General features: G+C 46.5%; 16 protein-coding genes. 6 read left to right on the forward strand and 10 right to left on the reverse strand.

Features of this window, described 5'->3' with window-relative positions:
• Positions 1–54 precede the first annotated feature (54 nt).
• The 5 genes from ACFFJH_RS10205 to ACFFJH_RS10225 all read right to left on the reverse strand — a co-directional run bounded on the left by ACFFJH_RS10205 (position 55) and on the right by ACFFJH_RS10225 (position 7,918).
• Positions 55–2,502: a GH92 family glycosyl hydrolase gene (locus tag ACFFJH_RS10205; RefSeq protein ID WP_390212175.1), complete on the reverse strand. Its 2,448-nt coding sequence runs from the start codon at positions 2,500–2,502 to the stop codon at positions 55–57.
• Positions 2,503–2,677: 175 nt separating this feature from the next.
• Positions 2,678–4,039 (reverse strand): glycoside hydrolase family 47 protein, encoded by a 1,362-nt coding sequence (locus ACFFJH_RS10210; RefSeq protein ID WP_390212176.1) that lies wholly within the window; start codon positions 4,037–4,039, stop codon positions 2,678–2,680.
• Between the two features lie 73 nt (positions 4,040–4,112).
• A complete protein-coding gene (locus ACFFJH_RS10215; protein WP_390212178.1) occupies positions 4,113–5,030 on the reverse strand; it encodes a carbohydrate kinase family protein in 918 nt (305 codons plus the stop codon).
• On the reverse strand, positions 5,023–6,243 hold the full coding sequence (locus tag ACFFJH_RS10220; protein WP_390212181.1) for an AGE family epimerase/isomerase: 1,221 nt from the start codon (positions 6,241–6,243) through the stop codon (positions 5,023–5,025). The genes ACFFJH_RS10215 and ACFFJH_RS10220 overlap by 8 nt, the downstream gene beginning before the upstream one ends.
• A gap of 238 nt (positions 6,244–6,481) precedes the next feature.
• The gene (locus ACFFJH_RS10225) at positions 6,482–7,918 is read right to left on the reverse strand and encodes an MFS transporter (protein WP_390212183.1); all 1,437 of its coding nucleotides are present in this window, start codon (positions 7,916–7,918) and stop codon (positions 6,482–6,484) included.
• A 902-nt stretch (positions 7,919–8,820) separates the two neighbouring features.
• Between ACFFJH_RS10225 and ACFFJH_RS10230 the strand changes: the two genes are divergently transcribed.
• Together ACFFJH_RS10230 and ACFFJH_RS10235 are read left to right on the forward strand one after the other, a co-directional pair.
• The gene (locus ACFFJH_RS10230; protein WP_390212185.1) at positions 8,821–10,092 is read left to right on the forward strand and encodes a hypothetical protein; all 1,272 of its coding nucleotides are present in this window, start codon (positions 8,821–8,823) and stop codon (positions 10,090–10,092) included.
• Positions 10,093–10,104: 12 nt separating this feature from the next.
• Entirely contained in the window at positions 10,105–10,527 is a 423-nt protein-coding gene (locus ACFFJH_RS10235; RefSeq protein ID WP_390212187.1) for a type 2 periplasmic-binding domain-containing protein, read from the forward strand.
• Positions 10,528–10,678: 151 nt separating this feature from the next.
• Here the strand turns inward: ACFFJH_RS10235 and ACFFJH_RS10240 are convergent, their stop codons facing one another.
• Positions 10,679–11,710 carry a Glu/Leu/Phe/Val family dehydrogenase gene (locus ACFFJH_RS10240; protein ID WP_390212189.1) on the reverse strand — a complete coding sequence of 344 codons (1,032 nt, stop codon included), beginning with the start codon at positions 11,708–11,710 and terminating at the stop codon, positions 10,679–10,681.
• Between the two features lie 403 nt (positions 11,711–12,113).
• Here ACFFJH_RS10240 and ACFFJH_RS10245 point away from each other — a divergent pair, with 403 nt between their 5' ends.
• The 3 genes from ACFFJH_RS10245 (at position 12,114) to ACFFJH_RS10255 (ending at position 18,228) form a co-directional block, all read left to right on the forward strand.
• Complete coding sequence (locus ACFFJH_RS10245; RefSeq protein ID WP_390212192.1) at positions 12,114–13,322, forward strand: efflux RND transporter periplasmic adaptor subunit; 1,209 nt, start codon at positions 12,114–12,116, stop codon at positions 13,320–13,322.
• A 1-nt stretch (position 13,323) separates the two neighbouring features.
• Entirely contained in the window at positions 13,324–16,530 is a 3,207-nt protein-coding gene (locus ACFFJH_RS10250; RefSeq protein WP_390212195.1) for an efflux RND transporter permease subunit, read from the forward strand.
• A gap of 117 nt (positions 16,531–16,647) precedes the next feature.
• Positions 16,648–18,228: a POT-type proton-dependent oligopeptide transporter gene (locus ACFFJH_RS10255; RefSeq protein WP_390212198.1), complete on the forward strand. Its 1,581-nt coding sequence runs from the start codon at positions 16,648–16,650 to the stop codon at positions 18,226–18,228.
• A 79-nt stretch (positions 18,229–18,307) separates the two neighbouring features.
• Here the strand turns inward: ACFFJH_RS10255 and ACFFJH_RS10260 are convergent, their stop codons facing one another.
• The 3 genes from ACFFJH_RS10260 to ACFFJH_RS10270 form a co-directional block, all read right to left on the reverse strand.
• Positions 18,308–20,017 carry an alkaline phosphatase family protein gene (locus ACFFJH_RS10260; protein WP_390212200.1) on the reverse strand — a complete coding sequence of 570 codons (1,710 nt, stop codon included), beginning with the start codon at positions 20,015–20,017 and terminating at the stop codon, positions 18,308–18,310.
• A gap of 503 nt (positions 20,018–20,520) precedes the next feature.
• Positions 20,521–21,864 carry an acetamidase/formamidase family protein gene (locus tag ACFFJH_RS10265; protein WP_390212202.1) on the reverse strand — a complete coding sequence of 448 codons (1,344 nt, stop codon included), beginning with the start codon at positions 21,862–21,864 and terminating at the stop codon, positions 20,521–20,523.
• 245 nt (positions 21,865–22,109) lie between these two features.
• Positions 22,110–23,003: an MBL fold metallo-hydrolase gene (locus ACFFJH_RS10270; protein ID WP_390212204.1), complete on the reverse strand. Its 894-nt coding sequence runs from the start codon at positions 23,001–23,003 to the stop codon at positions 22,110–22,112.
• A gap of 120 nt (positions 23,004–23,123) precedes the next feature.
• Between ACFFJH_RS10270 and ACFFJH_RS10275 the strand changes: the two genes are divergently transcribed.
• Positions 23,124–24,131: a LysR family transcriptional regulator gene (locus tag ACFFJH_RS10275; protein WP_390212207.1), complete on the forward strand. Its 1,008-nt coding sequence runs from the start codon at positions 23,124–23,126 to the stop codon at positions 24,129–24,131.
• A gap of 4 nt (positions 24,132–24,135) precedes the next feature.
• Here ACFFJH_RS10275 and ACFFJH_RS10280 read toward each other — a convergent pair whose 3' ends face one another.
• The gene (locus ACFFJH_RS10280) at positions 24,136–24,909 is read right to left on the reverse strand and encodes an enoyl-CoA hydratase (protein WP_390212209.1); all 774 of its coding nucleotides are present in this window, start codon (positions 24,907–24,909) and stop codon (positions 24,136–24,138) included.
• Positions 24,910–25,060: the final 151 nt, after the last annotated feature.

The following is a 25,060-nucleotide window of genomic DNA, read 5'->3' on the forward strand; positions in this document are numbered from 1 at the left end:
ATGTCGTGAATCGGGCTTTCCAGATTAATTTTATTTGCTCTGGGAAGCCCAGCATTATTTGATTTTACTAATCAAGCCAAGCGGCAACGCATCCAACTGACTGCCCCATGTTTGCGGTGCAGGATTTAATTCAAACTCTAATTTCCCACCCATCTGAATTTGCTCCCAGCTTAGAAAAACCTTGCTCTGTTGCTTGCCTTGAAAGCGGGCATTTTGGATGTAAGTTGTTTGTTGTGGATGGTGATGATTCGCATTGATATCTAAGCTTTTTCCATTACCTAGATCAATGTGCGCCTGTGCAAATTTAGGCGCATGCAATAGAAAGTCGCCCGTGCCAGGAGTAGACGGATAAATACCCAGTGCGCTAAAAATATACCATGCCGACATGGTGCCTAGATCGTCATTGCCGGTAACGCCATTTGGTGCGTTACTAAATAGACTTTCTGCGGCACGAACGACGGCAGTTGTTTTCCATGCTTGACCTATATGGGTGTACATCCATGGCGCATGCAAATCAGGTTCGTTGTTGGGATTGTAGCGATACTGATTGTAGTAACTGTAAGGCCCGACCACCCAGTCTTTGCGTACCGCGTCGTAAGGATTTTTTTGTAGCGCATCAAGCGCGAAGAAGGCGTCAAGGCGTTTTCCCGCTAATTCTTGGCCACCCATGGCGTGGACTAGACCGGCAACATCTTGTTGCACCAGCCATTGATATTGCCATGAAGTGCCTTCGTGGAAGCCGTGTTCGGAGCGTGGACTGTAGCTGCCGTCAATCTCGGTGTACCAGTCGCCATTGTCCAATCGTGCGCGTGGAAATCCCTGGAAACCCAATTCCTTATCGAGCACTGTTTTGTCCCAAACGTTTTGCCAATTTTGAGCGCGTTTTTTTAGAAGTGCGGCGTCGTCCTTTTTTCCTAAGGCAATCGCCATATACGCAAGCGCGCCATCGGCTTGTGCATATTCCATTGTCGCTGAGCCGCCGTGGTGTGGATCGACATCCATGCCTTTGGCGGGAAATGCGCGATCGTATTGGACGAAGCCATTTTTCAAATAATTAGGATTGCCTGCCCGACCTTGCGCACGTACTTTGAATGCAGGAACGCCAAACGCATTTTCTCGTAATGCTGCATAGGCTTGTTGCTCTTTACCTTTAAGGGCACCATAGCGCCACAAATCAACGAGGAAGGGCGTAACAGGATCACCCGTCATCACATTGGTTTCATAGCTGGCATAACCCCAGCGCGGTAACCAGCCACCTTGTTCATGGATCTTGAGTACCGAGTTCGCGATATCTTTGGCACGTCGTGGACGAATCAAGGCGATCAACTGATTTTGAGCACGGTAAGTGTCCCACAGCGAAAAATATTCGTAGTAAGTTTCCTTCTTTTTGAGATCAACCGTATGCACTTGATTATCCCAACCGCGATAACGACCATCGACGTCGTTGCCCGTCAAAGGTTGCAGTAGTGCGTGATACAGTGCGGTATAAAAGACCGTGCGTTCATCGTGATTGCCCCCCGTAATTTTGATACTACTTAGTTCTTGCTGCCATGTGTTTTGCGCTTTTTGGCGCATGTTGTCGAAGCTCAGTAACTGACCTTGCTGCATGCCTTCTACGCGTAAGTTACGTCGTGCACCTTCTGCATCCACATGAGAAATTGCGGTGATGGCAGTGACTGGCTTTTGATTGCTGACATCGAAACTGAACCATGCGCCGTGTGGACGCACTTCGCCTTGTTGACTAAAACTGCGTATGCCTTCTTTGCCACCTGCTTCGTTCCACACGCCGTGAGTTTTGAACGGGCGATCAAATTCCATACGGAACCAGGTGATGTATTTGGTGCCGCCACAAAAACTTAGGGTAACAATTTTGCCTTCTATGGTGTGATCGTCTATCACCTGCAAGCTGCTACCTGCGACATTGTGACGTTCATTGGCTTGCCCGAGATTGACCAGAATGTGCCCTAGCGTCGTAGTCGGTGAAAACGTATAACGCTCGGCTGCAGCGCGTGTTAGCGCGGTAGCCTCTGCGGTGATGCCGCCATAGCTGGTGAGTTTAATCTTGAAATAACCCGCGTCGCCGACTTCACCTTCATGGGTGTAGTTCGCCGCATATTTTTTGTGATCAAAACTACTCGCTTTGCTGGTGTCGAAATCTCCTCCGGCTTGTATGCTTCCTGTGACGGGCAAGACTGATAGTTGACCACCTTGCTCCCAGCAACCCGCACCCGATAGAAAGAAATGACCAAAACCGCGGATCTTAGGGTCAGTGTAGCGCCAACCAGAATAGTGTTCGCCGATAGGGCTTACTTGCATCATACCAAAAGGCGCGGACGCACCAGGGAAGGTGTTGCCGTCATCTTGGGTGCCGATAAAGGTGTTGACCGGTGTGTTGTTTGATGATGCGCTGGTTGTTCCAGATTGAGCGAAGCACGACTCATTAGATATAGACAAGCCGAGTGTTAGTAATGAACTGAACAGTACAGTTGCGGTGCGGGTCATTTTCAAAAGAATCTCCTGCTAGCTTGTCATGGTCGGTGAGGCTGGGTTTATGGGTATATTGAAAATCTACAATGTTTGAAAAAAATGGTGCGCACGGCGCACCCTACCAACTAACCGATCTTATGTACATTATTTTCCTAATAAGTAGGGTGCGCCATGCGCACCGCTTCTCCCATTACTTCGGCAAACGCAAAGGATGTGCTTCGGTATTAAACGTCACCTTATCAAAATCGAGTGCCGATTTGGGTGCGAATAGGAGGTAATAATATTTGAAGGTTTCTGCAAATAAGAAACTCTCCATGGAATCCGATTTGGTTTTAGTTCGTACATCTTTCAATGCGGCATACCCAGCTTGTTCACGGCAATAGCGTACAAAATCCTCAAAAAATTCTTTACCCATTTGACGGTATTTGACATCGCCTGTTGCGCGATATAAGTAGTAAGCCGATTCTATGATTTCGGGACGCAAAGGATAGCCCGCAGATTCTACGGTCATTTTTTGATAATCTAAGGATTCAGGCTCTATACCGTTGAGACGCCACATTTTGAGTCCTGATTCTTGCAGGCGTTGAGCGCGATCTAAGTCACCACCTAATACTAACAAGGCGGGCATGAAGGCATCGAGAGAGCCATACAGGCTTGCGGTACGTTTGCCAGTTTCCATGTTGGCGTGACCGTACCAAAAACCGCTCGCGGCTTCCTCACCTAAATATTGATTGACGCTTTTGATACTGTTTTCCCACATGGCTTTGCAATCTTGATCCGCAAAGAGGCGCCAGCATTTGTAAATGTACTCATAGTAGGAGTCGATGCCGCCGCCAATGTGCGAACTTTTATTCGTCCAAGCGCCAGTTACTACATTGATGTTAGAACCGACCAAACCGATAGCCGAGCGACGTTCGTAAGTAGCGACTAAGGCTTTCTTTGCTTTGTCGTAATACACCGGCTTGTTGGTTAATTTACTTAACATGCCGAATTCGAGTAATAGTGTTCCTGTTTCTGCTGGATTGCTGACATCGCCGCGAACTTTGCCGGTTTTGAGATTGATATGGGTGTAAGGCATGCCCGTTGGTGAGTCGAAAACGGGTAACAGTCGGTTACCGAGATCTTCCGCCAGTTTTAATAAACGCTTGTCGCCTGTCATTTGATAAGACGAGAGCAAACCGCCTAACAGACGGATCGTGATTTCAAAATTTTGCACATAAATATCTTGATCAAAATTGAGTTTGGTCACGATCAATTCTTGCGCTTCTTTGGCTTCTTTCTTCAATCCCATGATCAGCAAGGTATCGAGCGCATCGACTGGCGTCATTAAGAGTGATGTGCCATACCAATCGTGATTGGATTTGCTTAGTGGTTTTAAAGCGTCGTGACCCCAAGCGTATTGTTTATAAGCTTGCCAAGCGTGTTGTGTTTCGCGTTTTACTTTGCTAGCCATTGCCTGCGATTCCGCTTCGCTCATATCGGCTGCTTGTACGAAGCTTGTACTAAATGCGAGCGTCAATAACGCGCAAGTCGTAGTAATTTTTTTTAGCATGTAATGTCTCTTTTATGTTTGTGTACTTACTTATTGTGGTGTGATGAATTTAGTTGCTTGTTTAATTATGCGGTTAGTTACTTAGTAAATTTAAAATCTGTTCTACAGTTGGCGCTTGCGCACCTGCGGCGAGGCAGGCTGCTGCGCCGCTCGCGACTGAGAATTCCAGATGTTGTTGCCATGATTTTTGTGTAGAAGTATGTAAGTCCGTATGCAGGCTATATAACAGTCCAGCGATACTGGCATCACCCGCGCCTACGGTATCGATCACTTCTATCTTGGGTGGTGGCGCTGACCAAGATTGCTCTTTGACGTACAAGGACGCGCCCGCAGCACCGCAGGTGTACAACACGATGGCATTTGGATTGAAACTTCTTAATTTCAAAAATGCGGCATCAATATCTTGAGTCCGGAACAGTCCACGAAGATCATCGTCTGACACTTTGATCACGTCAGCCAATGCGCACATATTGCGCAAAGTGTCATCGTAATTAGCATCCATTAAGTTACGGAAGTTAGGATCGTAACTAATCTTGACGCCTTGTTCTTTGAGTTTTCGCGCAAGCTTGATTAAGGTCGTTGCCAAAGGCTCACGCGCCAGACTGATGCCTCCAAAATGCGCCCATTGCAGATGTTGATCCCAGCCCTGCGGTAAATCATGCGGTGCAAAGTGCAAATCCGCACTGTCGTCGCCAATAAAAAAATAATTGGGCGGCAAGGTTTCACCAACGATAGCGAGCAAAGGTGAACGCGGAAAACGTTGAATCAGGCGCAGATCTAAACCCGCTTGTTCACTGGCTGCATACAAAGCATTGCCAAATAAATCCATACTGATAGCGCCCGCAAATCCGGTACTGAGACCTAGTTTGGCGAGACTACGTGCCACGTTCCAAGTCGAGCCACCGACCAGACTTTGCCATTGGTCTGGGCCGGTTCGTATCATGTCGGTCAATGCCTCGCCAGGGCATACAAATTGGGGGAAATTAGTCATGATGGGCGAAGGCTCCTAGAACATTGAGTACTTCATAGCAGGCACCCATGGTGTGATAATCGGTTTTACCTGCTGGGCTTTTTTCATCGCTGATTTTGCTATTGTCATTGCGCAGTATGCGATACCAAGCACCATGTTGATGATCAACAAAATGTTCCCAGCTATAGTTCCAAATCTTGTCGTACCAAGTCCAGTAATCCTGATTGCCGGTACGTTTTGCTAAACAGGCAGCCGCGGCGAAAGATTCAGCTTGTACCCAAAAATATTTGTCGCCATCACAGACATTGCGATCTGGCGCGAAGCCATAACAAATGCCTCCGTGGGTTCTATCCCACGAGGTTTCCATGGCGATAGCGAAGAGTTTTTCTGCGGTAGGTAGTAACCAAGCGCTATCGCCTTGTAAATGCTCGGCGTAGCCATCGAGTAGCATTAAAAGCTTGGACCATTCTGTGAAATGACCAGGCTGAAATCCCCAAGGGCGGAATAAATTAGCTTTGTCGTCGAGGTTGTAATTCCAGTCTATCTTCCATTGGCCGTCGTAATGCTCCCAGATCAAACCATCTGCTTGGGCAGCTTGTTGTTGCGTGATGGATTTGGCGATCAACTCGGCTCTGTGCAAATAGGTCACGTCCTCTGTCGCTTGATAGGCTGCGATCATCGCTTCACAGGAATGCATATTGGCATTTTGACCGCGATAGCCATCAAGTATTTGCCAGTCTTCGCTGGCCTGATCTGCATACAAACCAAATTCGGGCTGCCAGAATTTGTCTTCCATCAGTTGTGCCGTTTCGGCTATGTAGGCGCGTGCTTCGGTGACGCCTGCCATCAAGGCGTGCGAATACGCCAGCAAGACAAAGGCCAGTCCATAGCAATGATTATTACCATCCGTAATTTGTTTCTGACCATCGCGCCACTGTAATTGCCAAGCATAGGCACCTGTCTCCGGATTGCGGTGTACATCGCGCAAGAATGCGACGCCATGTTTTACTTGTTGTAAGTAATCTGGATTTTGAAAATGACGATACGCCATCGCATAGTTAAAGATGAAACGCGTGCTGCTGACTAAGTGACGACTATGTGTATCGTAAACAGTGCCCTCATCTTTGAAGTAGTGAAAAAAACCGCCGCTAGCGTCAATACATCGGGGGTGATAAAACTGCATAGTCTTGGCGATGTGATTGGTGAGGGTACTAGCGGCGCGGAAATCGGTCATGTTCTTATCCATGGTGAGCATTATTGTGTTAACTATGCAGACAATACCGCAGTGCTTTTTTTGCTTCAATCATTTGCTTAATTTGAGAATTAGTTTATTAGGTTTAGTAAACAAGCGATGTTTGCAAAACAACGGCCAAAACAATAGGCAATAAAAAAGGCTATCTCGTTTAATTGAGATAGCCTTGATGCGATGGTATTGCGGTGTCGCCACGGTGATTAATCACCGAACCTTGAGATCAATGAGCGACGGTCTTAGTTTTATCTAAAGAAATACCTTGTTTAGCCAGTATTTTCGTCACTTTCCAAGCATAAAATGCTAAGTAGCTAAAGCAGAATACACCGACGATATAACTCATTTGTATGTCAACTTTATCCGCCACGACGCCTTGCACCCAACTGACTATGCCACCGCCCATAATCATCATAATCAGATAATTACTACCTTGGCCAGTGTGCTTGCCTAAGCCGTTAATCGCCAGCGCAAAGATGCAGGGCCAAAGCGTGCTGCAAAATAATCCTATGCTGGTGAATGCATACACACTGATCATGCCGGTGGTCGTCATACCTATAATCAGACCGATGATGCCCAACACAGAAAATAGACCTAGCATTTTGGCCGGATTACCTTGGCTCGCGATATCTCCAGCGATCAAGATCAAGACAATAGCGCCATACACGTAAAAATGATTCAGTTCGTGTTTGGCAATGGCATTGACTAATAAGAACACGGAGAACGCCAAATAAGGTGCCAAAAATTTGGCGATCTTGGCCGTGCCAGCATTAAAGTTAAATGCTTCTACTGCACCCGTCCAACGACCTATCATTAAACTTGCCCAGTAGAGCGAGACGAACGGTGCGATGTCCTTGGTTAGGTAACCGAGTTTGGATTCCATATAGGCCGGCAGATTACTCGCGGTAGAAACTTCGACGCCAACGTACAAAAAGATCGCCAACATACCCATGACTAATTGGGGAAATTGTAAAGCGGAAGTCTGCGCATTGGGATCATCATTCAAGTGTGCTTCAGGCACTGCCGGACGATCAGGAATGGCGGAAAATTTTAACAAGGCCGCGACAATTAAGAAGGCAGCACCTAATACCAAATATGGAATTTTGACACTTTCGATGCTGATAGAACTGTTAGTCGCAGACGGTGCGCCAAAGATCGCGAAACTCACAATCAAAGGGCCTATGGTCGTCCCAAAATTGTTGACCCCGCCAGCTAAGGTCAAACGTTGTGAGCCTGTTTCACGTGAGCCTAGAGCAATCGCCAAAGGATTGGCTGCCGTTTGTTGCAAGGAAAATCCTAAGCCGACCACGAATAAACCAGACAGCATTAATTCAAAAGAACCGCTATTCGCTGCCGGATAAAACAAGAGCGTACCTAAGGCTGAAATACCCAAGCCCAATGCCAAACCATTTTTGTAACCAATACGGTTGATCAGATCTTCTTTAAGCAATGACGAAGCACCTAAATATAGTAAAGAGCCGACGGTATAGGCAACATAAAAAGCCAAGGACACAAATTGACTTTGAGTCTGGCTTAAGTGAAAAGCTTGTTTGAATACGGGAATCAGAATGTCATTGCTTGCTGCAACAAATCCCCAAAAAAAGAACACGGTAACCAATGGGATGAATTGCGCCCACTGTGTATGCGCTTGTTTAGTAGTCATAGTTGTTATCTAGGTTTAGGTGCTAGGTTTTAGATTTTGAGATCATCTTGTCTCGGATGAGCCACTTCCACTGTCTCCGCTGTGGAAAAGCGAGCACACGATGGTATACCGACTGCCACTTACTTGTACATTTAAAAGCTCTTTTTTTCATGCTGTTTATTGGATTTACTAAACGCTAGATTGCTTAATGCCGGATGATTTTGTTGGGCTAGACCTCATTTTTGTTGAGTAAAGAAAAATGATTTTGATGACTTCGCAATGCGGGGTTTTTTAAAAAAAACGAGGCGTTTTACTTGCTTAGTGATGGTTAATAAATAACACCTGTTGTTGATTTATGCTGAATTATGTTGTTTGGCTACTTAAAAATGTTAGATATTGTGTCTTGCTGTGCGGCAATTTCAAACTCTATTAGAATCTAGGTCTAGGGAGTGAAGTAGCGTAAAACTCGACCAAAAAGTATCAATTTTGAGCGATCACGACTCGTATTCTGTAGGTATTTTCTGACGCCACTTGCTGCAAAAAACATACTCAATGTTCTTGTCTTAGGATAAATAGTCTGTTGTAAAAAGAGAGCAGAATAGTTTTTATCTGGAAATATCTTTGACGAATTTCATAAAGTTGCTAGTATGAATTGGAGCTTTCTTAGCTTGATGATATGTAATTTTAATGTTCCATGTCACTCGTCATCGTTTTGTCTTCATTAATAACGAAGTCTTTCAGAATTCGCGTCATATTTTGTTTCAGTAGCGGTTTCAGCATAGGTTCCAGCACTAGTAGCTACATTAGTTTGTTGATCAATTTGTTCACTAATGTTCGCTGATGTTTGTTCATGTTCGTTCTCAAATTTGTTTTACTTCCTCAGAGACTCTTCACATCGGTTTTTAATAATAAAGGAAAGCAATATGAAAGCGCATTACATTTATCCTTTGGTGTTAGCAAGTGTTGCCAGCGTGGCGCTAGTGCCAACAGCGCGAGCAGATGATCTGGCTGATTGGCTTAAGATTGACGGTTTTGGCACGATAGGAACGTACAAAGGCAATAGTGACGTAGCGGGCGTTCGTACCGACCAGAGGCAAAATGTCGTCTCGAAGAATGATTGGCGTTTTGATGGTGATACACAGGCATCGATACAAGCGACTTTAAACCCGACTGGCAAACTAAAAGCGGTATTGCAATTGATCTCCAAAAAAGACATTCAATCCAGTAATAAACCTACTGTTGAGTGGGCTTATGTTTCTTATCCTCTGACATCCGAGTTCGATATTAAATTGGGTCGAACTGTGGCGCCTATCTTCGTTATGTCTGATTATCGTAATCTGAATTACGCACAAACGATGGCGCGTCCACAAACCGAGATTTATCAAGTCAATCCGATTACTTATCAAGATGGCGCGACCATTCGTTGGGATAAAAAAGTCGGATCTGGACAACTGCAATTGGAAGGTTTTTTCGGCAAAACGAAAGTCAGTGTGTCTGGTGGCGATGTAGATCTTAGTCGTGTTAAAGGCTTGTCTTTAAAATGGGCGCAAGACGATTGGAGTGTTCGTGGCGGCTATTCTTGGTATGACGCCTCTGTCATCGCCCCGACGGTAGAAGCCAATATTAAAACCTTGAGTGCCTTGCCTGCTGTTGCTTGTACAAATTGTGCATCAGTGATCGCAGCGGTAGCGCCTCGCACAGGGATTACGGCCACCATTTCGACACTTGGTGCAACCTATGACAATGGACTTTGGATTGCACAAGCCGAATGGGCCAAACGTGACACCAATAGCGTAGTCATTCCTGCGGTCTCCGGTTGGAATGTGATGGGCGGCTATCGTATGGGTGACTTTACGCCCTATGCTGGTTTTAGTAATTTCAAAATAGAGTCAACCAAATCGACTTTGGCTCCTGGTGCATTTGCGCCAGCCGCACTACGTGCGCAGTTGAACTATTTAAATGCGTCCTACATGGGAACTGGCGATCCATCACGCGATGCCGTATCGGTCGGCATGCGTTGGGATTTTGCGAAAAATCTGGCATTGAAAGCGCAATACGAAAATATCAAAATGAAAAATCCAACTGTTGGCGCATCGTCTGGATTCCAATCTTATCCAACATCGATGTTAGGCCAGTCAAACGGCTTCAATGGTCGTCTGTCGATGTTCACCCTCAATCTTGATTTTGTATTTTAAGCGAGGCCTGACATGAAATTATTTACTAAAGCAGTTATAGGTCTGGCGTTATTGACGGCGTTTCAGATCGCACAAGCCGAGCATGTGATTGTGGTTTCCGCAAAAAGTGCGGTTGGCAATTTAACTAAAGATCAGGTCGCCGATATCTATTTGGGAAACAGCAAAGAATTTCCAGGTGGAGGGCAAGCCTTACCTTTGCTCTTAGCCAGTGGTGCGGTACGTACCGAATTTTTTGACAAAGTGCTTGGCAAAAATGAAGCACAGGCAAAAGCGATTTGGTCACGTCTGGTGTTTAGCGGCAAAGGCAGCGCCCCACGCGAAGTAGCAGACTCGGCAGAGATCATCAAATTGATTGCAGCTAATCCCAATTGCATAGGCATTATAGAAAAAAGTGCTGTGAATGCGAGTGTGAAAGTGGTGTTGACTAGCCACTGATGATTAGCGAGTTGACTCTCGCTAAGTCGTGATGAATTAAGCTTGAACCAGCATAAAAAAACCGAAACGCTCACGTTTCGGTTTTTTTTGTTTTGTGCGAGAGCTGTTGACTACCAGCGCCTCGCAACAGCATCACTTTGAAGTTGAGTGATTACTTCTTAAACTTCTCTTCTGCCAAACGATCCGCGATCACGCTAGTTGGCACGCCTTCGGCATCTGCACGGGCAAATACTTCAGCTAAAGTATCACCGATACGACGTACATGCGCGTCCATACCATCTTCTGGTGTGTTCATGTATTCGTAGCAAACCTTGATGATGCCACCTGCATTGATGACGAAGTCTGGTGCGTACAAGATGCCTTTTTGACGGCATACTTCACCGATTTCTGGTGTCGCTAATTGGTTATTTGCACCGCCTGCAACGATCTTTACTTTCAGGCGATTCATGGTGTCTGGGTTCAAAGTAGCGCCCAATGCGCATGGCGCATAGATGTCAGCATCAACATCGTAGATTGCGTTGACATCAACCACCGTCGCACCGAATTCTTCTTGTGCGCGTTTCAAGGAATTTTGATCGATATCAGCCACCACCAATTTCGCGCCCGCTTCGTGCAAACGACGTGCATAGTCGTAACCTACGTGGCCTAAGCCTTGCAATGCTACGGTTAAACCGTCGAAGCTATCGCGTTTGAAATGATGTTTAACAGCGGCTTGTGCGCCAACGAAGCAACCTAATGCTGTGAATGGGGATGGATCACCACGATCACCTAAGCCAGCAACGTATTTGGTTTTACCTGCGACGTTGGCCATATCGGCAGGGCTGGTGCCGACGTCTTCCGCTGTAATGTAGCGGCCACCGAGACGTTCCAAAGCTTCACCAAGAGCTTCAAATAAAGCAGGTGTTTTATCAGTCTTTGGATTGCCAATGATCACGCTCTTGCCGCCGCCGATAGGCAAGCCAGCTACGGCGTTTTTGTAGGTCATGCCGCGTGAGAGGCGCAATACGTCGCGTACTGCTTCTGCTTCGCTAGCGTAATTCCACATACGGCAACCGCCCATAGCTGGACCGAGGTTGGTGTTGTGGACGGCGATGATGGCTTTTAAGCCGGATTTAGCTTCTGATGCGAAAACGACTTGTTCGTGATTGTCGAAATTGACTTCGTTGAATACAAAGGCGGTCATGCTTATGGCTCCGCGCGGATAAAGTGCTGTTTGGCAGATGCGCCAGTACGCTCCAGTACCGCAGAAAATGAGTGGATGGAAGAGAAAAAGCTTAGTAAATTTTTGTTACTTTGGTATTTATCAGGCGGGTAGCCGATAAAAAAACGGTGATTGTGTCACGCGCGCAGAAGTATAAAGGCTAGCACTATGGAATTCAACTTACGAATTGAAATTACGAAGTGAAATTGGATTGCCAATAAATAAATTATTCAAGGGTCTTTTGGGATATTCACAGACATTGGCCTCTTAAAGCCACGGCTTAGGCGTTAAAAATTTGGTTTTTTATCAGCTTCTAATGACAAAATATTGAACTTTACGTATGGTAGCGGGTTCAAAGATCGATTCTATTTTCGGAGGTTTCACTATGTTACGACCAAGTCTGCTCATTCTCACTCTATGCCTGATCTTGACGGCATGTAGCCAGGGCGGTAAGGACGGTAAATCTGCTGACAAAAATGCCAGCGCTAGCGCGGAGCGTGCTCTGCAAGTCACGAATGAAGATTACGTCGTAATTCAAAATAGTGCGTTGGCCTCTGGTCCTGTCATCACGGGATCGATCCAGCCAGAACGTAAAGCGGATTTGCGCGCGGAAGTTTCCGCTATCGTGATGCAAGTTCTGAAAGAAAATGGCGAAGTTGTAAAGCGCGGTGATTTGTTAGTGCGTTTGGATGATACTTCTTTCCGCGATCAATTGGCCTCCGCTGATCAAGGTGCGCGCGCAGCACAACAAACTTTGGACCAGGCTGAGCGTCAGTTAGAGCGTTTAAAAACCTTACGCGCTTCGGGTATGACGTCGATGCAAGCTCTAGAGGACGCAGAAATTCGTCGCAATAATGCACAAAGTGAATTGGTTGCGGCGAAAGCGCGTGCAGTAGCAGCACGTCAGCAATTGCAACGCACTGAGATTCGCGCTCCGTTTGATGGCATCGTTAGTGAGCGCAAAGTGTCGAATGGTGACACCGCCCAAATTGGTAAAGAAATCATGAAAGTGATTGATCCTGCCAGCTTACGTTTCCAAGGTTTGATTTCGACTGATATGGTGACAGCGGTCAAAGCAGGGCAGGCGGTTAGTTTTAAGATCAATGGGTATGAACAGCAGTTTGTGGGCAAAGTGCGCCGCGTTGATCCAGCAGCCAATGCAACCACACGTCAGGTAGAAGTATTGGTTGATTTCATCGGTAAAGAGCAACCGCGTGTGTCTGGACTGTATGCCGAAGGTCGCATTGAAGCGGCGACTACGCAAGTTTTAACGATGATTAATTCCGCGATCGCACGTGATGGCGACAAGACCTATATTTGGGCGATACAAGATGGTGTGCTGAAAAAACAAGTGATCGTGTTAGGCGATCGTGACGTGCGCCGCGGTGACTATGCGATTTTGTCTGGTTTAAAAGCGGGCGACAAAGTGTTGCGTCAACCGCTGTCAACTTTTAAAGATGGATTGAAAGTGCAAATGGCAGCTTCGGCAGGTGTTAATCCAGCAATCACCAATGCCGCTCCTGCATCCTCACCTGCAGCGGCCACCTCTGCTGCTTCCTCTGCATCCGCTTCCGCAACCGTAGCAGGAAAATAAAATGTTCCTATCAGACTTTAGTATTAAAAGACCGATCGCGACGATCGTCATTATTATTGCCTTGATGTGTTTGGGCTTGTTAGCGCTGAAGAAATTACGCGTCAATGAAATTCCGAATGTGCAAGAGCCAGTATTGGGCGTATATGTACCTTATCCTGGCGCATCACCGGAGAGCGTGGAACGTGAGATCGTTAACCGCATTGAGAAATCGCTGCAAAGTATTTCTGGTGTGACGCAATTGCGTTCTTCTGCCAGCGAAGGTAGTGCGTACTTCACACTGATTTTTAACTTCGACCGCAATATGATCGAGGCCTCAGATGATGTGCGCAATGCGATTGCCTCGGTACGTTATAAGCTCCCGACCGAAATGCGCGAGCCTATCATCGAACGACGTGATCCCAACGATCAACCGATTATGCAGTTGGCGCTGTCGTCCAAGACTAAGTCACATGCTGAAATCTCTCGTTTAGCCGAAGACGATTTGTCGGATCGTTTCCGTGGTGTGGATGGCGTGGCGGTGGTGACCGTGAATGGTTCCTTAAAACGTGAACTCAGTGTTTTATTGCGCGCACAAAAGCTACGTGAATTTAATGTCTCAGTGTCTGAAGTGGTGTCCGCCTTACGCACACAAAACTCGACTGCTCCTGTCGGTAAAGTGCGTGGCACGATGGAAGAAAAAAGCATACGTCTAGTAGGGCGTCTAGAGTCGCCAGCCGAGTTTGAACAAATCGTGGTCAAACGTCGTGGCAATGAAGTGGTGCGTTTAGCGCAAGTGGCGACGATACAAGATGGCTTCGCAGAAATCGGTGGCTTTAGCGTGCGTAACGGTAATCCTAACGTCGGTATTATGGTGATGAAATCACGTGATGCCAGTACCGTGTCGGTGGCGAATAGAATTCGTCAAATGGTTGACGAAGTGAATAAATCGCTGCCTGAAGGTACCAAGTTAGAGATTACCCAAGACGGTGGTAAGAACGCACAAAAGAATCTGAATAACGTCATCGAATCTTTATTGTTTGGTGCGGTATTAACGATTTTTGTGGTGTATGTATTTTTGAATTCATGGCGTTCTACTTTGATTACCGCTTTGAGCTTGCCAACCTCGGTGATCGCTGCATTTATCGCGGTGTGGTTGTGTGGCTTTACTCTCAACTTCATGACTTTGCTCGGCCTATCGTTGGCAATTGGTGTCTTGATTGATGATGCGATTGTGGTCCGTGAAAATATCGTGCGTCACATGGAGAATGGCTCGGATCGTCGTACTGCTGCCTTGAATGGTACCGCTGAGATTGGTTTGGCGGTTGCTGCAACTACCTTCTCGATTATGGCGGTATTTATCCCAGTCGCGTTTATGCCTGGTGTGTCGGGTGAATGGTTCCGCCCGTTTGCTTTGACAGTGACTTCTTCAGTGATGGTTAGCTTATTTATTTCCTTTACTTTGGACCCCATGTTATCCGCGTTCTGGGGCGATCCAGTAGGACATCATTTACAACCTAAAACAGGCTTGAGCCTGACCTTGGAGCGTTTTAATAAATGGTTTGATAGCAAAGCAGAAGGTTATGGCAACGTGATCGCTTGGGCTTTGCATCATCGCCGCTGGATGGCTGTGATCGCCTTAATGAGTTTTGTATTGGCGATTTTCTTGCACGCAAAATTTGGCGGTACTAGCTTTTTGCCTGCGTCTGATAGCGGTAACTTGATGATCAACGTCCGTACACCATCAAGCTCTAGCTTGGAATATTCTCGTCTGAAAGTTGAAAAAGCAGCCGAATTAGCGCGCACTTTACCTGAGACGGTGGCCACGAATAGCAGTGTCAATATTACCGGTGGTCGAGTGTATGTGGACATTGGTAAGAGCACAGAACGCAAGCGTTCGGCGGCACAAGTCGCGGTGAGTTTGCGTGAAAAAGTGGCGAACTTGGTTGGTGCAGAATATGTGGTGCAAGACGATTTGAATAATGGTGGTGGCAAACCTGTTCAGATTAAATTCTCTGGTGATGATTCGCGTAAGTTGATGGAGATTACCAGCGATTTTATGGAGAAATTGCGTAAGGTGCCTGGCGCGGTTGACGTCGGTCTGTCCGAGCAAGATCCTAAAGACGAATTACAGATTGAATTGAATCGCGGTTTGGCAAACTCTCTGGGTATTTCGTCTAACGATGCGGCGCAAGCATTGCGTGTGGCGTTCGCGGGTGTAGAAGTGGGAGACTGGGTTGATCCAACAGGTGAAACGCGAGACGTATCTGTGCGTTTGCATCCTGAAGACCGGGTCAGCGCCGATAATATTGAGACCTTGCCTATTGCCGTGACTGGTACCGATAAAATGATACCGCTGGAGCAAATCGCAAGCATTACGATGGGTAAAGGTCCAGCGCGTATCGAACACTCTGACGGCAAACGTATGATTTCTGTGTCAGCTAACGTCCAAGGCCGTTCTCCTGGTGAGGTGACTACAGACGCTTTGAAGATTGCAAAATCTATTAATTTCCCTGCTGGTTTTGGTATTCAATTGGACGGCTCTGCCAAAAATCAAAATGAGTTATTCACCGAAATGACGATTGCATTGGTGATGGGTATCGGTTTGATGTATTTAATTTTGGTGATGCAGTTTGGCTCTTTCACCGCTCCGGGCGCGGTCATGTTGTCGCTGCCTTTGAGTTTGATCGGCGTGGTGTTGGCTTTGTTACTGACTAATGGCACTTTGAACTTGATGAGTTTCATCGGCATCATCATGTTGATGGGATTGGTGGCAAAGAATGCGATTCTATTATTAGATTGCGCTCGTAAACGTGAGGCCGAAGGTTATGATCGTGAAGAAGCCTTGATGTACGCTGGACGTATGCGTTTGCGTCCGATTTTGATGACAACCTTTGCTTTGATCGCGGGTATGTTGCCTGTCGCGATAGGTATGGGTGAGGGCGGTGAATTCTATCGTCCATTAGCGATTGCGATTATCGGTGGCACGATTACTTCCACTTTGTTGACTTTGCTGGTAGTGCCAACATTCTATGACAGTATAGAAATCGCACGTGATCGTATGTTTGCAAAATTTGGTCGTCGTGCTGAACGTTGGAATGCTTTTGTCGCGTTCACTTTGACATTTATTGAAGCGATTCTGACTTTGATTTTTGTACGTCTGATTTATCGTGCTTTTATGTGGATAGTGTTTCGTATTATGGGCAAGAGTCAATACAGCCCGCAGAAATGATGTGATGCCCGTGGTTCTATTCAAGTAGTAATAAATTCAACGGCCTCGCAAGGGGCCGTTGAGCTATGTAAGCTAGAAGTTATTTAGCATAGCAATTTTTAATGTGGGTGAAAAAATATGAGTATAAATAATAGTACGGCAGTGAATTCTACTGCTGCTGATGCGCCTAAAATGCCGAGGCAAATTCCCTTCATCATCGCCAACGAAGGCTGCGAGCGTTTTAGTTTTTACGGTATGCGCAATATTCTGACGGTGTTTTTAATGACCAGTTTGCTGCTGTCGATTCCTGAGGAGTTGCGCAAAGGTGAGGCTAAAAACGTTTTCCACACCTTCGTCATCGGCGTGTACTTTTTCCCCTTGCTGGGTGGCTGGTTGGCTGACCGAGTTTTTGGTAAATACAATACCATCTTGTGGTTGAGCTTGGTGTATTGCGCAGGTCATGCTTGTTTGGCGATGTTTGAACATAACATGACAGGCTTTTATACAGGTCTGTTTTTAATCGCACTAGGTTCTGGCGGTATTAAGCCTTTGGTCGCTTCATTTATCGGCGATCAATTCGATCAAAGCAATCGTTCCTTGGCGCAGAAGGTGTTCGACGCATTTTACTGGATCATTAATTTTGGTTCCTTCTTCGCATCCTTGCTGATGCCAGTATTTTTGAAACATTTTGGTGCCAGCGTGGCTTTTGGTATTCCTGGTATTTTGATGTTTATTGCTACGTTTGTTTTTTGGTTGGGAAGAAAAAAATACGTACGCGTAGAGCCGGTTAGTAATGATCCACACGCGTTTTTGGTTGTGATACGCAGCGCAATCTTATCGCAAGGCGTTACCCGCACCCAAAGCCGTCCGGGTTTGTGGTTGACGCTATTAGGGTTTGCATTATCGATCGCTGGTTTATTTTTTATCCCACAAATTGGTGTAGTCGCCGCTTTGTGTTCTGCCCTTGTTCTGGTCATGGGTTTTGGTGGTGTTGGGGCATGGATGCAGTTAGAGCGTGTACGTGGCATACATCCTGACGAAGCGATTGATGGCGTGCGTAATGTATTACGTCTTTTAGTGTTGTTCGCCTTGATTACACCATTTTGGTCTTTATTCGATCAAAAGGCCTCGACTTGGGTATTGCAGGCAGATCACATGACGAAGCCAGAATGGTTTCAATCGTCCATGATGCAAGCCTTGAATCCATTGTTGGTGATGATCTTAATCCCGTTTAATAATTTTGTACTTTATCCTTTGCTTGCACGGGGCGGCGTTAAAGTTACTTCTTTGCGTCGCATGGGCACAGGCATTGCCGCGACAGGCTTAGCTTGGATCGTGGTTGGCGGTTTGCAATTGGAAATTGATGGTGGCGATCCTATCACTATTGTCTGGCAAATCATTCCTTACGCTTTGATGACCTTTGGTGAAGTCTTAGTCTCTGCGACAGGCTTGGAGTTCGCTTATAGTCAAGCGCCGATTTCTATGAAAGGCGTGATTACGAGCTTCTGGTATTTGTCGGTGACGGTCGGCAATCTATGGGTTCTGCTGGCGAATTCTAGTGTGAAAGGAGAAGCGGTTACCGCATATATCCAATCGCTGGGGCTGAGTGTGACGGCCTTCCAGATGTTCTTCTTCGCCGGATTCTGTCTATGCGCAGCGGGTTTATTCGCGATGTATGCGCGGAATTATCGTATGTTGGATAATTATCGCCAGGCATAATTTTTGTAGATGGTATAAATTAAAAAGCCGCAAAACCCGTTTAGGTTTTGCGGCTTTTTTTATACGCTATGATCTTAAGTTACTTCAGCGTTTCGCTTAACACGCGACCTTCAGCACCCGATGGCATTCTTATCCGCAGTAAATGCGACAAGGTGGATGCGATGTCGACTACTTCCGCATATTGACTATAGGCGCCGGCTTTAATCCAGGGTTTACCCATGAAGATCAAAGGTACATTGGTGTCATATGCGTAAGGTGAGCCATGTGAAGTGCCCGCCGGCGTAGTACCAAAATACCAAAACGGTTTAATCACCACGCTGACATCACCGGACAATTGTTTATTCCAGCCTCGCTGCATTAAACGACTGATTCTGTCGTTAGGCACCATGCCGTTTTCAAATTGGCTGCGAGTAAAAGTATTCGCAACGCCTTTATAGCTCAACAAGAAACGAGCGGCTGCATTTTCTAAATCTGTACGGGTAATACCTTTTGCTTCTGCCACCGTGTAGTTTAAGAAGAAATGCGGTGCCGACCATTTACGTACTAATTTTTCTACGCCAAATTTTTCTTGTAAATGCTGATTCAACGCAAGCAGCATTTTGCTGCCGTCAAGCCGATACGCATCACGTTTCATACTTTGTGAAAACTCAGGTACGTTGGCGAAACCGTGATCGGCTGTTAGCACTACCAAGGTGTTATCCAGTCCTACTTTTTTATCTACGTCGTTCAAGAATTTTGCGAGTAAGCGATCTAAACGTTGCAAGTGATCATGCGACATTTTGCTCTCTGGTCCCCAAGTATGATTGACATAGTCATGACTGGATAAACTTACCCCTAAGATGTCCGTGACATCGGCTGGATTATGGCCAAGCTTCTCGCCATCGATAGCAGCTCTGGCAAAGTCTAAGGTCAGTTCATCGACGTAGGGGCCAGTGAATAATTTTTCGTAATATTCGGCATCGGGTTTGCCTGACTTGCTGTCGTAGGTATACGGAAACCGTTTGCTGCTGGAGGTGTCAGCGGGTGCAACGATGTCATCCGAAGCATCGCCTTGATAGGCCGCATCGGGCAGCAAGGTCATCCATTGTTTGCCATAGAATTGATCCTGCGGCTTGCCAGCGACAAATTTTTGACGCCACTCGGGATAGTTTTGCATGTAGTAAGTGCTGCTGGCGAAGTTACCCGATTTTTTCATCAGCATATAGGCGGTACCGGTTTTACCTGCTAACAAAATTGCACCGCGATCTTTCCCGGATACGGTAATGACTTTCGATTGATTGCCTGTTGCGTAACGTAATTCATCACCGACCGTACTGACTCTCAAATTGGCTGGCGACGTGCCATCACTGGCTTTGGTATCTTCGTTTAAATACGTGTGTTGGGTATCTTCGGTGCAGTAAATTGAAGTCAGCGTTTGCGGGTCTAACCAATTGTTGCCGATGATCCCGTGTTGATAAGGATAGGCACCGCTCAATACCGCGGCGTGACCTACCGCAGTGACCGTCACACCATGCGCTTGATGCGCATTACCGAACCATGCCCCTTGTTCTAACAAACGCTTGAAACCACCTTCGCCGAACTGATGGCGATAGCGTTGTACTTGTTCGTTGGGGAGGCCATCCACCACTAATACCAACACTAATTTGGGCGCCTTCGTGATACTGGGGCCGAGTTCGTTGGCGGCGAATGTGGTTTGGACGGTGCTACTTAAAGCGATTGCTGTCAAGCTTGCCAGAAGAGTGCGGCGTAGTGCCGAGTGGCGGTTCGGTGAAATGGATTTTAGTATCATGGGCGCTGATTAAAAGAGACAATCGGAGGGAAATCGGACTGGCCTATAGGATACCGCAAGTAGGTAATTAGTTCGATTCCACCTCTACCAATTAATTAGATTTAATCATCACCAGTGTATTTGTTTTATGCCTTATTGGTATTGTGCGGCTTTGTTCTTCATCTTCTTACAAAAATATTTGTGTAATTTTTGTTGTGCATGATCACATGCCGCTAGGGTCTGTTAACATTTAAATCGGGAGTGCGAATGCGAAAAAATGGGCACAGGGCTAGGCGTCAAGGCGCGCCGCAGTGCGAGCACTGTAAGCGACTTGCAACAACGCCATGTGCCCGTTTTACCCATTCCCGAAGGGTTCAATCCAAAACGCGCGATGGACAGCGCGAGGTTTATTTCAGCTCTTGCCGAGGCACCAGCCTCGGCGGCGAACTGCGCCTTGCCATCCCACCTTTTGGCTTGAACCCACCTCCCGATTTAAATGTTAACAGACCCTAGGTGAAAGCAAATTATTTTCCTTTTATTTTTATGTTTTTTAGTAAACGCTTATCTAATTTGGCTGCCAGCCCTACGCTACGCCCAGCCAGATTGACTACACGATATTCCACTGATGTACCAAGAATTTGCGCGCTCTCGGACAAACTTAAGCCGTAGTCTTCCGCTAACCATTGCGTCATGCCGCTGGTGGCAAGTTTGAGTGCTTCATCTAAAGAACCAGCTTGCCCTAAAGTCATGATGTGAGTCGGAGATGCTACCCGTGGCATGGCTATCTGCTTGTGTTTGATTACCTCGACACTAAATTCCACATCCATAGAGGTTTCTAATGCGTATTGCGAGGTTTCGCCATCGCCTTGTAATGCATGTGCATCGCCGAGATAGAGTAAAGCGCCAGGCTGATTGACTGCGAGATATACGGTGTTGCCTTCGACCACTTCATTGAAATCCATATTGCCACCAAAATTGCCCGCATCGCCGGTCGATATGGCCGGCATGCCGTTACCTGGCGCGACGGCCAAACCACCTAGCATAGGTTTAACGGGGACATTGAAATTTTTTAGTTTTTCACTTGTCGTGTCTGGACTGGCTAGGCCATGTTCTAAATCAAGTTTCCAACGTATCGCTTGTCCTAGTTCTGCGCTTCGCGATGCTAAGCGTGTGGTTTGGGCTTTATGTACGATCATGTCCAAGCTGTCTGCGTAATCACGATTGAGGCGCAGACGCTTAATATGAACCGCCAGCACATCGCCAATATCCGCATCGGCAATATAGAAAGGGCCGGTTTGTGGATTGCCATATAAAGCCACGGTTGTACCGTGTTCATCGACACCGCCAGAATCGATCGTTTTTGTTTGAACTGTATCGCCCGACCAGATCGTCAACACAGGTGTGCGATCCGGTGAAAATGTGTTGGAATACGAGGTAGGAACATAGTGATAGGTGTGGGGATTTTTGTTGATACGCAGAGGAATTTTGTTTGCACTAAATGCATGCTGAACCCGCATTTTGGGATGATTACTATCTGGGAAGTCGGCGATGCCTTTCAAACCTTCTGAAGTCATTTTGGCGCGATAAATATAAGTCGTCTTATCCGCCGCAGTTGCTGTAAAAATGTAGCTGTCGCCTGTACGAATACCGACGATAGGATCGCGATCGATATAACCGCTGAGTTTGCCATCTAGCTCGTCGAGCTCGACACTTTGATAGACGGTATTGCCCCAGCGATCTAATTTCATGACGTAGGAGTGATGCACTGGGATTTGAGTTTGCGTTTGTGCTTGTGCATTTGCATCAAGAGTCACGCTACTTAATGTGCTTGCGATTAGTAAAGTAGATAGGAGTTTGTATAGGTGCATAGAGTGTCCTCCTGTAAGGAATAATTTGAAATGAAATAATTTGAAATGAAATTCTTGGTATCGATTGCTCGACAACATGTGCTGACGCATCGTGCATAATGTATGTTTGGATCATAGATAGGATTTGTGGAGAGAATGTGGAGTGAATTTGGAACAATAAAAAAGCCCGGAGAATCTCCGAGCTTTAAGCTATATGTTTGGTTGTCTAGCCGCATAGTGCAGTAAAGCTGCTTAGACTTTCTTGCTTACCACTTCATCTCACCCTTATTTACTTTGGCACCGATATCCAGCGACATGCCGCCTTCAGTCAATTGCGGAAAAGATTGTTTCATGGCGTTGATGAGTGTCGCGCCGTCTTTACTTGTCGCGAGATTTTTTTCAAAAGTCAGTAAGTAATTTTTGGTAAAGCTGATCGCACTAGTGTCAACGCTTGTGCCTGCACTCATGTGACCTGGCACGACCAATTCTGGTTTTAAGGCAGCCATTTCATCTAATTGTGTGATCCACGCAGCGCGTTCAGCCTGGCTTTGTGTATCGGCAGTCCACACATGCATATTGCCGAAGACCGCGATATTACCAACGATGGTTTTGATCGATGGAATCCAAGCATAAGGACGGTGTGCCAACAGACCTGTGGTGCCGCGAATCTCAATAGTTTGACCTTCTAGTGTGATGCTGTTCGTCGTTAAGGCTTGTGGTGTCACTGGCGTGCGGGGTGCATTCGAGGCCATTTTTGGACCCCAAAACGCCACTTTGCCCGCCATCTTTGCGCTCAGTTTTTCGAGCACCGCGGGTGTGCTTACAACCTGTGCTTGTGGGAAAAATTCTTTCAAAGTTTCCACCCCAAAGTAGTAGTCTGGATCGGCTTGGCTAACATAGATGGTGGTCAATTGCTTCCCGCTATCAAGCACATTGGCGGCGATACGCAACGCGTCTGCGCGGGTAAAACCAGCATCAATTACCATCGCTTCTTTTTCACCGTAGATCAGTGTCGAGTTGACGTTAAAACTGGTGTTACTGGCGTTGTAGATTTTGACTGTCAATGGCGCTTTATTGCTGGCTGGTGCCGCTTGTGCTGTACCAAAGCTGATAGCGAGGGTGGCGGCAATTGTGCTGGTGATAAAGTTAGTGCGAATCATGATGAGTTCCTTTAATTTGAAAGTTGTACGCAGCAATGCGTTGGATTGCACTATAGTTGCTAATATCGCGCAGATAAACCGCATAAATTGCGCATAAATATTTCTTAATTCGAGCAAATCATGGATAGATTGACTGCAATGCAAGTCTTTGTCGAAGTCGCCACCAGTGGCAGCTTTAGTGCTACGGCGGAAAAGTTAGAGATGTCGCGCGCGATGGTGACGCGCTATGTCGGTGAAATGGAACGATGGTTGGCTGCGCGATTATTGCAGCGAACCACGCGCAGCGTGACTTTGACCGATGCTGGCGAAAATTGCCTGCGTCGCTGTCAGCAAATGTTAGCGTTGATGGAAAATGTTGAGGAAGAAACCAGCGATCATGATGGCGAACTACGTGGACAACTTCGTATCACCTGTAGTATCTCGCTTTGTTATGCACAACTAGCGAAAGCGATTGTCGAATTTTTGCGTATGCATCCGCGATTAAAAATTGATTTGAACGCGAGTGAGGGTGCTTTAAATCTGGTCGAAGCACGTGTTGATCTGGCAATCCGCATCAGCGCAGCGCCTGATCCCACACTTATTGGGCGAGTTTTGGCACCGTGTAGTTCAGTCCTAGTTGCCTCACCGGCATATTTGGCGAAGCATGCTGAGCCGCAAATCCCCGCTGATTTAAGCGCACATCGTTGCGTAAGTTATGCTAATTTTGGCAAGAGTATTTGGACATTACGTCGCGGTGAAGTGCAAGAACAAGTGAGCGTCGGTAGTTACTTTAGTGCGAATGAAGCAACCGCCTTGTTACAGGCCTGTTTGGCGGGCGGTGGTATAGCATTACAACCGACCTATTTAGCCAATCCCTATTTGCGTGACGGACGTTTGCAACAAATTTTGCCTGAATGGGATTTACCTGAAATGTCGATTTACGCGCTCTATCCTTCGCGTAAACATTTATCGCCCGCAGTGAGAGCGTTGTTGGATTTTTTGGTGGGGTGGTTTGCTGCCGTACCTTGGCAAGATATGGATAGCACGACATTGGACAAAATACAAAAAAAAGAGAAGTCTATAAACAGACTTCTCTTTTTACCTTACTGTAGCCGCCAGCTACGAAGATCGATTTACAACGATGGGTAGAAAATTAATTGAACTGCTTGAAATCCGGTTTACGTTTTTGGAAAAACGCCATCATGGCTTCCCGTGCTTCTGGTTGCGATAGCATTGCGCCGAAATGGGCGTTCTCTTCATTCATTTTGTCGCGAATCGCTTGGGGTTGATTTGCCTTCATCAAGCTCTTGGTCAAGCGTATGGATTTGGCTGGCAAGGCGGCGATTTTCGCAGCTTGCTTTTCTGCATACGGCAATAATTCTTCGAGCGGTAATACTTTATTCACTAAGCCCATTTCATACGCTTGTTGTGCGTTGAACGCTTCACCCAACAACAGCATTTCCGCTGCGCGTTGATAGCCTGCGATCTGCGGTAAAACCATGCTAGATGCAAACTCTGGGCACAAGCCCAATTGTGTGAACGGCATAGAGAATTTCGCATTGTCTGCCGCGTACACCAACTCACAATGCATCAGTAAGGTCGTACCGATACCAACCGCACCACCAGAGACCGCAGCGATCACCGGTTTCTGCGCATCGTTTAAGGCATGCATGAATTGATACACAGGCGGCATTTCAGACGAGGCCAAGCTACCAGCGTGTTTCATAAAGTCTTCAAGATCATTTCCTGCAGTGAAAATTTCCGGTTTGCCAGTAATCAAAATTACGCTGATGTTTTTATCGTCATTCGCTGCATTGATCGCATTCGCCATCGCTTCATACATACCAAACGTGATCGCGTTTTTCTTTTCTGGGCGATTGAAGTTAATCGTCAAAATGCCGTCATTGATGCTGGTCAGAATTTCCATGGTTTTCCTTGATTATTCATGAAAGTCAAAACCTCTCAACACAGGGGCGCGGAGGTATTGAGGAAAAACAAAAACAGAGAAAGGCAATAAAACATCTTTGCTTTTCTCCACGATTACTCTGTGTTGAGAATTAGTAGGGCGGGTGAAACTC

The sequence above is a fragment of the Affinundibacterium danionis genome (assembly GCF_042432465.1).
Taxonomy (GTDB): Bacteria; Pseudomonadota; Gammaproteobacteria; order Burkholderiales; family Burkholderiaceae_D; genus Undibacterium; species Undibacterium danionis.

What these genes read in the sequence shown, in the direction of transcription:
- ACFFJH_RS10205 (WP_390212175.1), bottom strand. Translation starts at nt 2,502, where the DNA reads ATGACCCGCACCGCAACTGTACTGTTCAGTTCATTACTAACACTCGGC.
- ACFFJH_RS10210 (WP_390212176.1), bottom strand. Translation starts at nt 4,039, where the DNA reads ATGCTAAAAAAAATTACTACGACTTGCGCGTTATTGACGCTCGCATTT.
- ACFFJH_RS10215 (WP_390212178.1), bottom strand. Translation starts at nt 5,030, where the DNA reads ATGACTAATTTCCCCCAATTTGTATGCCCTGGCGAGGCATTGACCGAC.
- ACFFJH_RS10220 (WP_390212181.1), bottom strand. Translation starts at nt 6,243, where the DNA reads ATGACCGATTTCCGCGCCGCTAGTACCCTCACCAATCACATCGCCAAG.
- ACFFJH_RS10225 (WP_390212183.1), bottom strand. Translation starts at nt 7,918, where the DNA reads ATGACTACTAAACAAGCGCATACACAGTGGGCGCAATTCATCCCATTG.
- ACFFJH_RS10230 (WP_390212185.1), top strand. Translation starts at nt 8,821, where the DNA reads ATGAAAGCGCATTACATTTATCCTTTGGTGTTAGCAAGTGTTGCCAGC.
- ACFFJH_RS10235 (WP_390212187.1), top strand. Translation starts at nt 10,105, where the DNA reads ATGAAATTATTTACTAAAGCAGTTATAGGTCTGGCGTTATTGACGGCG.
- ACFFJH_RS10240 (WP_390212189.1), bottom strand. Translation starts at nt 11,710, where the DNA reads ATGACCGCCTTTGTATTCAACGAAGTCAATTTCGACAATCACGAACAA.
- ACFFJH_RS10245 (WP_390212192.1), top strand. Translation starts at nt 12,114, where the DNA reads ATGTTACGACCAAGTCTGCTCATTCTCACTCTATGCCTGATCTTGACG.
- ACFFJH_RS10250 (WP_390212195.1), top strand. Translation starts at nt 13,324, where the DNA reads ATGTTCCTATCAGACTTTAGTATTAAAAGACCGATCGCGACGATCGTC.
- ACFFJH_RS10255 (WP_390212198.1), top strand. Translation starts at nt 16,648, where the DNA reads ATGAGTATAAATAATAGTACGGCAGTGAATTCTACTGCTGCTGATGCG.
- ACFFJH_RS10260 (WP_390212200.1), bottom strand. Translation starts at nt 20,017, where the DNA reads ATGATACTAAAATCCATTTCACCGAACCGCCACTCGGCACTACGCCGC.
- ACFFJH_RS10265 (WP_390212202.1), bottom strand. Translation starts at nt 21,864, where the DNA reads ATGCACCTATACAAACTCCTATCTACTTTACTAATCGCAAGCACATTA.
- ACFFJH_RS10270 (WP_390212204.1), bottom strand. Translation starts at nt 23,003, where the DNA reads ATGATTCGCACTAACTTTATCACCAGCACAATTGCCGCCACCCTCGCT.
- ACFFJH_RS10275 (WP_390212207.1), top strand. Translation starts at nt 23,124, where the DNA reads ATGGATAGATTGACTGCAATGCAAGTCTTTGTCGAAGTCGCCACCAGT.
- ACFFJH_RS10280 (WP_390212209.1), bottom strand. Translation starts at nt 24,909, where the DNA reads ATGGAAATTCTGACCAGCATCAATGACGGCATTTTGACGATTAACTTC.